The 13485-nt window shown below is 40.3% G+C and carries 7 protein-coding genes; 6 read left to right on the top strand and 1 reads right to left on the bottom strand.

Features of this window, described 5'->3' with window-relative positions; genetic code table 11:
* The first annotated feature begins 27 nt into the window (after positions 1-27).
* From B7E07_RS20200 to B7E07_RS20175, 6 genes are all read left to right on the top strand, one after another.
* Positions 28-2013, top strand: coding sequence for an efflux RND transporter permease subunit (locus B7E07_RS20200; RefSeq protein ID WP_139785755.1), 1986 nt, complete (start codon positions 28-30; stop codon positions 2011-2013).
* Positions 2010-3833 (top strand): coiled-coil domain-containing protein, encoded by a 1824-nt coding sequence (locus B7E07_RS20195; RefSeq protein WP_080848603.1) that lies wholly within the window; start codon positions 2010-2012, stop codon positions 3831-3833. The genes B7E07_RS20200 and B7E07_RS20195 overlap by 4 nt, the downstream gene beginning before the upstream one ends.
* A 628-nt stretch (positions 3834-4461) precedes the next feature.
* Positions 4462-5958, top strand: a complete 1497-nt coding sequence (locus tag B7E07_RS20190) for an AbgT family transporter (RefSeq protein ID WP_176215311.1) — start codon at positions 4462-4464, stop codon at positions 5956-5958.
* Positions 5959-6209: 251 nt separating this feature from the next.
* Positions 6210-7919: a serine hydrolase gene (locus B7E07_RS20185; protein WP_080848601.1), complete on the top strand. Its 1710-nt coding sequence runs from the start codon at positions 6210-6212 to the stop codon at positions 7917-7919.
* An 18-nt stretch (positions 7920-7937) separates the two neighbouring features.
* Positions 7938-10025: a glycoside hydrolase family 3 N-terminal domain-containing protein gene (locus B7E07_RS20180; protein ID WP_080848600.1), complete on the top strand. Its 2088-nt coding sequence runs from the start codon at positions 7938-7940 to the stop codon at positions 10023-10025.
* A 69-nt stretch (positions 10026-10094) separates the two neighbouring features.
* Complete coding sequence (locus tag B7E07_RS20175; protein WP_080848599.1) at positions 10095-11348, top strand: exo-beta-N-acetylmuramidase NamZ family protein; 1254 nt, start codon at positions 10095-10097, stop codon at positions 11346-11348.
* Between the two features lie 459 nt (positions 11349-11807).
* On the opposite strand, the gene B7E07_RS20170 is transcribed toward B7E07_RS20175, so the two are convergent.
* Positions 11808-12989, bottom strand: coding sequence for an IS256 family transposase (locus B7E07_RS20170; RefSeq protein WP_080844263.1), 1182 nt, complete (start codon positions 12987-12989; stop codon positions 11808-11810).
* Between the last annotated feature and the right edge of the window lie 496 nt (positions 12990-13485).

Raw genomic sequence — 13485 nt, 5'->3', positions numbered from 1 at the left:
TTGCTGACGTTTGCTTTAGTTACGATTATGTCTACAGCGGCACAGTTCTTTGTGTCCGTGAATTACAATATGGTTGATTACTTGCCGGATGATGCAGGGTCGACCCAAGCATTGGAGATTATGGAGGAAGAGTTTACTGCTTCTGTCCCCAATACAAGAGTAATGATACCAGATGTAACTGTCCAGGAGGCGCTTAGTTTTAAGGAAGAATTAGCAGCTATTGATGGAGTCTCGGAGGTTATTTGGCTAGATGACGTCGTTGATTTAAAGACGCCATTAGAAATGGCAGATGCAGATACCGTTGAATCCTATTATAAAAATGAAAAAGCATTGTTTTCAATCGCTGTTACAGCAGGTGAAGAAGTAGCCATTACAGATGCGATCTATGAATTGATCGGAGAAGATGGTGCTATTGCCGGAGAAGCGATTAATACAGCTTCGTCTCAAAAAATGGCAGGGACAGAGTCGATGTATGCGGCGATTTTATTGGTTCCTCTTATTATCTTCATTCTTGTCATCTCGACGACTTCGTGGATTGAACCGTTGTTTTTCTTAACTGCAATAGGTGTATCTGTGCTGATTAATTTAGGAACGAACATTTTTATTGGAGAGGTTTCTTTTGTCACACAGTCTGTAGCACCTATTTTACAGCTGGCCGTTTCTCTTGATTATGCCGTGTTTTTACTGCACAGCTTTTCTGATTACCGAAAGAAAACGAATAGTCCCGAGGAAGCGATGCAGCTTGCTATGAAAAAATCATTTCCTGCTATTACGGCAAGTGCAGCGACTACCTTTTTCGGCTTTATTGCATTAACCTTTATGGAGTTTCAAATCGGTTCTGATCTCGGTTTAAACTTAGTTAAGGGAATTATATTGAGTTTCATTAGTGTTATGGTGTTCTTGCCGGCTCTAACGCTTTATTTTTATAAGTGGATGGATAAAACGAAGCATAAAAGCTTTGTGCCAAGCTTTACGGGTACCGGAAAACTCATGATGAAGCTTAGGTTTCCAAGCTTATTGCTTGTATTGATAATCATTGTTCCAGCGTTTTTAGCCCAAAGTAATACAACATTTACTTATGGACTAGGGGAACAGCCAGAAACAACACGTGCTGGCAGTGACTTTATTGTTATAAAAGAGGCGTTTGGTGAAACGACGCCAATTGTGCTCCTAGTACCTAAAGGTGATCCTGCTAAAGAATCGGAGCTTGTGGAGGAGCTTGAGCAGCTTGATTATGTTACTAGTGTGATTGCTTATGTCAATAATGTCGGAACTGTGATTCCGCCTGAATACTTAGGAGAATCCATTACTAGTGAATTTTATTCTGAGAATTATAGCCGGATTATTATTAATACAAATCAGGCAACTGAAGGAGATATCCCTTTTTCAATTGTCAGTAATGTAGAAGAAACAGCGGAAAATTATTATGGAGATGAAGCGTTTAGCTTAGGAGAGAGCGTGACCCTGTATGATATAAAAAATACGGTAGCAACAGATAATATTGTGGTCAATATTTTAACGGTGGTTTCGATTGCGATTGTCCTGATCGTAACGTTTAGATCCATTTCGATACCAGTTGTTTTGCTGCTGACCATTCAATCGGCCGTATGGATCAATCTGTCCATTCCATACTTTTCTAATTCGTCGTTAGTGTTTGTAGGCTATTTAATTATTAGCACCGTTCAGCTGGCAGCAACGGTTGATTATGCGATCCTGCTTACAGAAGCCTATAATGAACATCGCAAAAAGATGCCTGCAATGAAGGCAATTAAGAAAACATTAGATGAAAAAACATTTTCAATTTCAATCTCTGCGGCTATTTTATCAAGTGTAGGGTTTATTTTATGGGCAACCTCATCGAATCCAATTGTTTCGTCGATCGGATTATTATTAGGAAGAGGAGCTTTACTAGCATTTATCATGGTTGTGCTGCTATTGCCGGCGATGCTTGTTGTATTCGATAAGTTTATTAAGAAAACAACAATGAAAGCAAACTTTTATGAGGGAGAATGATGATGAGAAATAAACAGATATTCAGATGTACACTAGCGCTTTTAATCTGCCTTCCTTCATTCCTTAATAATGGGATTTCACATAACCGGGCTTATGCGGAAGGTACGGATGGACAGCTCACTTCAAAGGATGAAGTGATTTATGCAACGTTAGAAGCAGGCGGCACGTTAGAGGAAATCTATGTCGTCAATACACTGGATGTTGCAAAAGCTGGAGAAATTCAAGACTTTGGAACATATGAAAGTGTCAAAAATTTAACGGATTTAACTGAGATACAGCAAGAAGATGAGGCCGTATCGGTTCAAGCACCTGAGGGGAAATTTTACTATCAGGGCAATATGCAGGGGGATACCGATTTACCGTGGAATATTGATATCACTTATTCTTTAAATGGAAATGAAATCAATGCTGCAGACCTTGCCGGACAGTCAGGACAGCTTGAGATTTCAATGGATGTAAGGGCAAATGACAATGTAGATCGTGTTTTTTATGAAAATTATTTACTGCAGGTTTCCCTGCAGCTATCAAACCTATATGAAAATATTGAAGCATCAGGTGGAATGATTGCCAATGCAGGCGAAAATAAACAAGTGACTTTCACCGTGATGCCAGGGCAGGAAGATACGCTTAGTGTGCAAGCGGATGTCAATGATTTTGAGTTCCAAGGAATTGATATTGCTGCTGCACCTTCCACTTTGCCAATTGACACATCTGAAATCAATAACCTAACAGATGATATGAGTGCTTTAACCGATGCGATCGCAGAGCTTAATAGCGGCGTGGCGGATTTAAAGACTGGAGTGTCGCAATTAAACAGCGGAGCTTCTTCTATGAGAAGCGGTTCCAGTGAGTATCTCAATGGCATTAACCAGTTAGACGGTTCTTCTTATGAGATCATCAATGCGTCTAAAGAGATTGGCGGAGCGTTAACACAAATGAGCAATGCGTTATCAGGTCCAACATCCAATATGGACCTAAGTAGCCTGACTGAATTGCCAAAAGGCCTATCAGAGCTTGCTGCTGGGTTAACGCAAGCTGCTAGTGGCTTAAATGAATTAGGTGATCAGTATGCACAAAGCTATCAAGCCTTAGATGCAGCTATTGCTGAAATTCCTGCAGGGCAACTGACAGAGCAGGAGAAACAGGCAATTGAAAATCTGAATGCCGATGGTGAGGCTGCAAAAGTGCTGGATAAGTTAATCGCGACATATAATGTTGCTCAAAAGGTGAAAGCAACCTATTCTGCTGTCAAAGCAGCATTTGCTGCGGTAGAGCCTTCGTTGAGTGAGTTGAATGGGAACATGAAGACGATGAGCGGGACATTATCTTCAATCTCTGAGAATCTTACTAATTCTCTACAAGGTATGGATATGAGCGGATTGGAAGAACTTCAAACAGGATTGGCGGCATTATCTGCTAATTACGGTGAATTTCACTCAGGTTTGATAGGTTATACTGGAGGAGTGAACGAGCTTGCTTCATCTTATAATCAATTGCACACAGGCATCACAGGCATTGCAGATGGAACAAGTGAATTAAATGAAGGGGCATCTGCTCTTCAAGATGGAACAGCACAATTATATGAAGAAACGAAAGATATGCCAGCTCAAATGCAAGAGCAAATCAATGAAATGATCGGTGAATATGATAAATCCGATTTCACGCCCGTATCGTTCACTTCTCCTAAAAATGAAGATGTATACTCTGTGCAATTTGTAATCAAGACAGAGAGTATTGAGAAGAAGGAAGAAGAAACAAAAACAGCAGAGCCTGAAGAAGAAAAAGGTTTTTGGGATTTGCTGCTTGATTTGTTTAGATAAGCTCGCGGACGGAAGATTTGACTGGAATTAAGAGCCGTAAATCGTAAAGAGACTGGGGCATAAGTATGTGACACGCTCATAGAACCGAATGGTTAGGAAGTTCATCTTTCTAATCATTCTTTTTTTTATTTGTGATTATAAAATATATCTTATTAATATGAGTGAAATGGAACGGGTTTGTTTAAACGCCAACCTTTATTGAATATTCGTATTTAGAAATATTATTTTGGTTTCTCCCAGTCACTTTGAAAGAAATGAATAAATTTTGTATATTTCGTGTATAGAAATACTTTGTATATTAATAGTCATTCATTATTTGTATATAAGATTAAATATAATATTTAAAGGAGGGATTTAACTAAAAGTCTAAGCAGTATGAGCAAAAAATGTACTAGATGTATAGAGGATATATGAATCAAACTGAAAATAAAACGGACTTTAACCTCTAAAGAGGGATTAACCCTTACATTTTTATAATATTTATAACTATATTACTATTTTGAATACTTCCAAATCTATTCCATTCTATGAAACTATTGTCTATACTAACTAATGTATAAAAATTATATTTTTATTAAAATGAAGGGTAGGTTTAATCTTGGAAAAAGCTCAAAAGAACGGTTTCGTTATGCGTTTTTTAAATGTAATTGAGCGTGTCGGCAACAAGCTGCCAGACCCGGTTACATTGTTTTTCTTTTTTGCCTTAGCAGTAGTTGTTTTGTCTGCTATCTTTGCTTCTGCTGGCCTTAAAGTAGAAGACCCGCTGAATGCAGGAGAAATGATAGAAGTCAAAAACCTATTAAATTCAGAAGGGATCTTATACCTTTTTGAAAGCGCAGTCTCTAACTTCACTGGATTTACTCCATTAGGCACAGTTCTTGTGACTATGCTCGGGATTGGAATTGCAGAACGTTCTGGATTAATCAGTGCTGCTCTTCGCGGCCTTGTAACATCTGTACCGCGCGTACTTATGACAGCTGCTTTAGTATTTGGCGGTGTTATGTCAAGTATGGCTGCTGATGCTGGTTATGTTGTTCTAACTCCTCTTGGAGCGGTATTATTTGCAGGTCTTGGACGACATCCATTGGCAGGACTTGCTGCAGCATTCGCAGGGGTTTCCGGCGGATTCAGTGCCAATTTACTGTTGACTTCTTTGGACCCGCTATTAGGCGGTTTAACAATGGATTCTGCAGCGATCATTGATCCGGAGTATGCAGCAGGCATGAATTATGCAATGAACTACTATTTCATGATTGCCTCTGTTTTCCTTATTACCATAGTTGGTACAATTATTACTGATAAGATTGTTGAGCCTCGTCTGGGCACATATAAAGGAAATGTCACTGAAGATGTTTCCTATCTAAAACCAGAAGAGAAAAAAGGTTTATGGGGAGCATTATTATCTTTAATTGTAACGGGTATTGCTATTGCGCTATTGGTTATCCCATCTTGGGGACCATTACGTGCTGGACAAGAAAGTTTTGTTGATACTCCATTTTTAGGGGTGCTTGTGCCTGTAATCCTTATCATGTTTTTCATTCCTGGTTTGGTGTACGGACGAATTACTAAATCGATCAAAAATGATAAAGATGTCGCGAGTCAGCTGTCAGATACAATGGCAACGATGGGCTCGTACATTGTATTAGCATTTGTTGCATCACAATTCGTAGCGTATTTTACAGAGTCAAATCTAGGAACCGTACTAGCCGTTAAAGGTGCGGACTTAATTGACGCAACAGGCTTTAAAGGCATTCCGCTTATCTTGACGTTTATTGTAATCTCAGGCTTCATCAACTTATTTATCGGAAGTGCTTCTGCCAAATGGGCAATTATGGCGCCGGTATTTATTCCAATGATGATGCTGTCAGGTTACTCCCCTGAATTTACTCAGCTTGTTTATCGTATTGCTGATTCAACAACGAATGTTATTTCACCATTAATGCCTTATTTTGCGATCGTCATTGCGTTTGCGCAGAAGTACGATAAAAAAGTTGGTATTGGTACATTGATTTCTACTATGCTTCCATACTCCATTGCCTTTACAATTGCATGGGTAGCGATGCTATTAATTTGGATGGTGACAGGTCTTCCGATTGGAACAGATTCACCGATTACTTATCCATAAAAAATTTGAACCTGATCTTTCTTAATGAAAGACAGGTTCTTTTTTTATCCTTTCGGGAGGCAGTATGCTTAGAAAATAATATGGAAAGTATAAATACGTTAATGATTTTTAGAAGATTAAATCACTTCCTAGATAATTAGAACCATCTGAATTTTAAGACTATTTTGGTATAGACAACTATACTATTATTTCGATACCCTAAAAGGGAAGCACAATTGTAAGTGCTGTCATAAATAAATGGAGGTGTGCCAATGAAAAGAAAAGCAATGACTGTTGCCGCAATTTTATTCACTACATCCGTTTTAATGTCAGGAGCAGATCCCGTAATGGCTCAGCAACCATTAAATGAACCTCCAAGGATGGAATCGATGGAAAAAAAGAAAAAAACTAGTCAAAGGATGCATCCTCTATTTTCCTGGGATCGTCCGGGATCCATTTCGCCTGTTTTGCATAAGGGTTCACCGCGCAGTGCTGGAATGATGAAACAGCCCCTAAAGGAAATGGATCCGGCAATCGAAGCGCTGATTGAAGAAGGAACAATGCCTGGAGCTGTCGCTTTAGTGGCAAGGAGAGGTCATATTGTTAAGCATGAGGCTTATGGAAATGCCTATCAGTACACAGATGGAGAGTTCACAGAAGCAGACAATCCTATACCAATGAAAAAGGATACGATTTTTGACGTCGCTTCCATCAGCAAGATTTTTACAACGGTAGCCGCAATGAAATTGTATGAGGAAGGGCAATTTCAATTAGACGATCCTGTTGCACTCTATATTCCCGAGTTTGAGCAGAACGGAAAAGAAGCAGTTACAATCAGACAGCTTATGACGCATACGTCTGGATTTGAACCTGGAATTCCGCTGTATTCACAAGCGAATAGCCGTGATGAAAGATTACAGCTTGTATTTACGCATGAATTAGAGGCTGAACCTGGCACTCAGTATACGTATAGTGATTTAAATATGATTACACTTGGTGCGTTAGTGGAGCGGCTTTCAGGTGATCGCCTTGATGTGTTTGTTAAAAAGCATATAACCGAACCATTAGGAATGAAAGATACCATGTACAACCCGCCTGAATCACTGAAGCACAGGATTGCTGCCACTGAAGATCAATCCTCAATTGGCAGAGGTCTTGTCTGGGGTGAGGTGCATGATGAAAATGCCTGGTCACTTGAAGGAGTAGCTGGTCATGCGGGTGTATTTTCAACAGCAGAGGATTTAGGCAAACTGGCTCATATGTTTATAAATGACGGCCGTTATGCTGGCAAGCAGATCTTGAAGGCTGACACCGTGAAGCTGCTGGAGGAAAACCAGAATGAAGCTTTTCCTGGAGATGATCATGGTCTCGGCTGGGAGCTGGGGCAAGGCTGGTATATGGATGCTTTATCGGAAGGCAGTACTTTAGGTCATACAGGATATACAGGAACTTCAATTGTGGTGAACAAAAATAACGCTACCATTAGCATTCTGCTGACAAATCGGGTTCATCCATCCCGCGAGACGGTTTCAACAAACCCTGCCAGAAGACAGGTTGCCAGATTAACAGCAGACGCCATTCCTGTGGCAATGCCTTCTAAAAAGAAAGCGTGGTTTTCTGGGTATGGGGATGAGCTTGATCGTACCTTGACTGCTGAAGTTGAGGCGGAAAAAGCTGCAGTATTAACCTTTGATACTTGGTACAGAATTGAAAATGAGAGCGATTATGGCTACATTGAGGTTTCAACAGATGGAGAGAATTGGACATCTATTGGTGCCCCATACACAGGAACAAGTATTGATTGGAAGAAGAGCAAAGTCTTCATCCCGAGTGGAAGCAACTACATCCGCTTCCGGTATGAAACAGATGCGACCGTAAATGGGCGGGGCTGGTATATTCACGATGCAGTACTAAAGCAGTCGAACGGAAAAGATATCAAGTTGAAATTATCAACCGATGGCTGGGAAAAAAGAAGATATTAAACAGAGGAGGCTCTCTTCATGAAAAACTTCTTAAAGAATGGACTTGTAGGTATCCTGACAATATTGCTCCTTGCTTCTATGGCACTGCCAGCTGGAGTACAGGCAGCAAAGAGCAAAACGAAAGATTTCGTTCTATTGGAAAATGTGCCTGATATCGATCGGCAGCCGGCTGACGGTTATAAACTGACTGTACTGAATGTTTATAATGATGGGCAATTCAAAACAGTCAATAACGAAACATTAAAATGGAAGTCTTCTAATAAAAATGTTGCAACTGTTAATGACAAAGGCGAAATGACACTCACAGGAAAAAAAGGAAAAACATTTATTACAGTATCAGCTGGCAAGGAAAGTGATCGGATTGCCGTTCAGTATAAAGGAAATGAAAAATCAAAAGAACCATTTTTTAAGAAGGAAAAAGGTAAGCAATATGATCTGATTTCTAAGTCTATTAACTCAATGACCATCGAAGAAAAGGTTGGGCAAATGCTTATGCCAGATTTTAGAACATGGGATGGAGAAAATGTGACTGAAATGCTTCCAGAAATCGAACAGCTCGTTAAAGATTATCATCTGGGAGGGGTTATCCTTTTCAGAGAAAATGTTGTGACAACAGAGCAAACAGCCAGACTGGTCTCCTCCTATGAAGAAGCTTCTGAAAAATATGGACTTCTGATGACGATTGATCAGGAGGGCGGTATCGTCACCCGTCTTCAATCAGGCACCGACATGCCAGGCAATATGGCATTAGGAGCGACACGCTCTGCTGGAGTGGCCGAAAAAGTTGGGCATGCAATCGGTGAGGAATTGAACGCCCTTGGTTTTAATATGAATTTTGCACCAGTATTAGATGTAAACAATAATCCTGATAACCCGGTAATTGGCGTTCGTTCGTTTGGAGAAGATCCGGAGCTTGTTGCAGAAATGGGTGTTGCATATACAAAAGGCATGCAGGCATCAGGTGTGGCAGCAACGGCCAAGCACTTTCCAGGACATGGAGATACGGCAGTCGATTCACACTTAGGTCTGCCTGAGGTTCCGCATGACCTAGAAAGATTAAAAGAAGTAGAACTGTATCCATTCCAAAAAGCAATGGAGGCAGAAATTGATGCAATTATGACGGCACATGTCACATTCCCGAACATTGACAATACAAAAGTGATTTCACAAAAAACTGGAGAAGAAATCTCACTTCCGGCAACATTATCTCATAAAGTGCTGACTGAACTGATGCGAGATGAGATGGGATATGAAGGGGTTATTACCACCGATGCCATGAATATGAAAGCCATCGCCGATCATTTTGGACCTGTGGATGCGGCAATCAGAGCGGTTAAAGCGGGAACAGATATTGTTCTTATGCCGGTTGGCTTGCAGGAGGTTGCCGAAGGACTTGTAGAGGCAGTGAAAACAGGTGAAATTTCTGAAAATCGCATTGAAGCATCTGTACAGCGAATTTTAAAGTTAAAGCTTGACCGGGGTGTAATCAAGCAGGAAGAGCCGCAGTCCATTGAAGAGAAGATTGCAAATGCCATGCAAGTGGTCGGCTCCGAAGAACATAAACAAATTGAGAAGGAAGCGGCACAGCAGTCTATTACATTGGTTAAAAATGATAACGGCGTTCTCCCGCTTCACGCTGATGAAAATCAAAAAATTGCGGTTGTAGGCAGCAGCTATATTGGAGTGCTTGGTGATGCAATTAAGAAGCATCATCAGAATACAGAGGTTATTACAGTATCATCAAACTTTGTTCTTACAGATGAACAGAAAGAAACGATTGCAGCAGCCGATGCTGTCATTGTCGGTTCACATACATCCAATGTAGCGGGCCGCGCTTACGACCATCCACAAATGAAAATGATCCGTGATATTTCAGCCCAGACAGAGGCGCCTGTTATTGCAGTTGGAATTCGCAATCCATATGACATCATGTCCTTCAATGAAGTGGATGCTTATATCGCGCAATACGGATTTAGAACGGCCAGCTTCCACGGTTCTGCAGCAGCTATTTTCGGGGAAATCAATCCAAGCGGTCAATTGCCTGTAACGATTCCTGATCGTGATGGAAATACATTATATGAATTTGGCTATGGCTTAAATTATTAAAGTTTTTAGGAACAGCGGGTTCGTAAGGGGTCTGCTGTTTCTGGGAATCAATTGAGGGGAGATGCTTGAATGAAGAAATGGATCATTTTCTTAATAACCATTACATTAGTGCTTTCCGGTTTAGCAGGCGTTTCAGCGAAGAATGACAAGAAAAAGAAGGGGAAAAGCTTTCAATTAGGCGTTGAGGTTTTATTAGATAAGGAAAAGGATTTAATTAAAGGCAAAAAAGTCGGCTTAATTACGAATCCAACAGGTGTTGATCAATCATTAAACAGCATTGTTGATGTATTGCACGAGGATCCAGAAACAGATCTTGTTGCATTATATGGACCTGAGCATGGAGTAAGAGGAAGTGCACAGGCAGGAGAATATGTTGAATATTATATTGATGAAAAAACCGGGTTGCCTGTTTACAGTTTATATGGCGCGACAAGAAAACCTACACCTGAAATGCTTGAAGGAATAGATGTGCTTCTATTTGACATACAGGATGTGGGGACACGCTTTTACACGTATATATACACAATGGCTTATGCGATGGAAGCAGCAAAGGAAAAGGGTATTCCTTTTGTTGTACTGGATCGCCCAAATCCGCTGGGAGGCTTAAAGGTAGAGGGACCCGTTCTTGATATGAAATATTCTTCCTTTATCGGCAATTATGCTATTCCGCTTCGCCATGGGATGACAGTTGGGGAGCTGGCAAAGCTTTTTAACGAAGAATTTGAAATTGGTGCAGATTTGCATGTGGTCGAAATGAAAGGCTGGAAGCGGAGCATGTATTATTCGGACACACCACTGGAATTTGTGATGCCGTCTCCGAATATGCCAACACTAGATACAGCTTTAGCTTATCCTGGCGGTGCTTTAATTGAGGGAACCAATATATCTGAAGGGCGCGGCACTACGAAACCTTTCGAACTAATTGGCGCTCCTTTTATCAATGGAGATGAGCTTGCTAAAAGCTTAAATGGAAAGAAGCTGCCTGGCGTGACATTCCGAGCAGCCTCGTTCACACCAACATTCTCTAAGCATGCAGGAACCCTTTCCCATGGAGTCCAAATCCATATTACCGACAGCGATGACTTTAAACCAGTTGAAGCAGGCTTGCATATTGTTAAAACAATTCATGACTTATATCCGGATCAATTTGAATTCAGAGCCGAAAACAGCAGCGGGATCTCATTCTTCGACCAGCTGATGGGGAATGGCTGGATTCGGGAGGACATTGAATCAGGGAAAACAGTGGATGAAATGAAAAACAAATGGGAAGATGAATTACGATCATTCTTGAAAGTTAGAAAGCAGTTTTTACTATATAAATAGGCTTCCTTAGACAAATAGATTTCATTTCAACAAAAACCCGAACTATGGTTAAAAGAGTTCGGGTTTTTGCTTTTTAAGGAGGAAAGGATAACGTGCTGCTGGTTTAGCTGTTTTAAGAGCGAGAGGAAGTGCCGGCAAACTGTGAAGAAAGAAGGTGGGGGGCATAAAGAGGTGTTGAACGTGCCCGTCAGCTATGAAAAAAGAAGCTTGCAGGCACAAAGGTCGGTAGAAAGAGCCCGTCAGCTGTGAAAAAAGAAGCCGAGGGGCACAAAGAGCGTAAATAAGAGCCCGCCAGCTGTGAAAAAAGAAGGTGGGGGGGCACAAAAGTCGGTAGAAAGAGCCCGCCAGCTGTGAAAAAAAGTCAAGTCCTTATTATTGTGTAAATTCCTTTTCACAATGTTACCACCTATTAATAGCTGTTAGTTGATTTTGCTTAGGAGAAGGGGGTACCCCCTTCTCCTAAGCAAAATTTCGCTCCGCGGTAAGGTATACTTTCTTATTTAATTCTAAATTTTCATTCTCCATTAACAATGCACCAATTAATCGAAATGCAGACTGATTATTAGGAAAGATACGGATCACACTCACTCGTTTTCTAATTTCTTGGTTGAGCCTTTCCAATGAGTTATTGCTTAAAATGTGTATTTGATACTTTTCTGGTTCATTTAGAAATTGGATCGTGTCTTCGTAACCTTCTTCGAGAATTTCGATTGCCTTTCTTACTTTCTTATTTTCTGCATATAGTTCAATAAATTTGTCCCTATATTTTCTTGACTCTTCAACTGATACTACTTGGTATATTCTTCTCAGATCAGAAATGATTTGTCGTGATCCTGTTTTTGGAAGTGCGTTAACAATATTTCGTTTGAAATGAACAGTGCACCTTTGCCATGCCGTACCTATAAATACTCTTTCTATTGCTTTCTTTAATCCAGCATGTGCATCTGAAATCACTAATTTTGGTGATTGTAACCCTCGAGATTTTAAATCTTGAAAGAACTCTTGCCATGCTTGAAAGCTCTCGACGTGATCTATTTTAAAGCCAAGTACTTTACGCTTTTTGTCCTCACCCATACCAGTAATCAAATAAGCTGCTTTTGAAATGACCTTGTTATTCTCTCGAACTTTTATATAGGTGGCATCAGCGTAGAGATACGGATAATATTCGACATTAAGTGGGCGATTAGCCCAGGCTTTTACTACAGGATCCAGTTTCTCTGTTAGGGAGGAAACAAAAGATTTTGATACACTCTGGCCACATAATTGTTTTACGATATTCTTTACTTTTCTAGTGGAAACTCCATTGATGACCATTTCTAACATAGATAATATAAGTGTCTGATCAACACGCGAAAATTTCTCAAAGATAGAAGGCGAAAATTCACCTCCTCTTGTTCGGGGAACTTTTATTCTTAACTTTCCGATACTCATGATGAGTTCACGTTCATAATATCCATTTCGATAATCACGACGGTCTAAAGAACGTTCATAGGCAGCTGCATTTAAATAGTCATCTCGTTCTTTTTCCATGTATTCGTTCAAGACTAATACTAAGGTAGATTTCACAATAAGCTCAAGATTAGAATTCATAATCGATTCTTTTAAAACGTCCATATCTAGGTTAAACTGTAACTGAGTCATTTTTATCCCTCTTTCCAATGTTTTCTTGGTCGTTAACATTGTGGACAAATAGGAATAAAATGACTCTTTCTTTTTACACAATTATATGGACTTAATCTGATTTTTCTTCTGACGGGCACTTTGATAGCTCTTTAGTTCCCGCTAGCTCTTGATTTTTCAGCTGACGGGCACTTTAAGCGTACTTTAGTTCCCGACAGCTCTTGGTTTTCCGACTGACGGGCACTTTCCTTGCTCTTTAGTTCCCTTCAACTCTTGGTTTTCCATCTAACACGCACTTTCCTGCTACTTTACTTCCCGTCAGCTCTTGGTTTTACTCTTGGCGGGCACTTCCTTCTAACTTTACTTCCCGTCCGCACTAGATTTCTCACCTGACGGGCACTTTTATTTTTTCCCTTGCTAAAATGCTGCTGTTAAAACGGTTATGAGAACAACCCACCACCTTCCTATAACCAAACAAAAAAAGCACTGCTATGTATAGGGACCAAAAATGGCGGTA

It is taken from the genome of Cytobacillus gottheilii (assembly GCF_900166665.1).
In the GTDB taxonomy this organism is placed as follows: domain Bacteria; phylum Bacillota; class Bacilli; order Bacillales; family Cytobacillaceae; genus Cytobacillus; species Cytobacillus gottheilii_A.
This window is presented reverse-complemented; position numbering and strand designations above follow the sequence as displayed.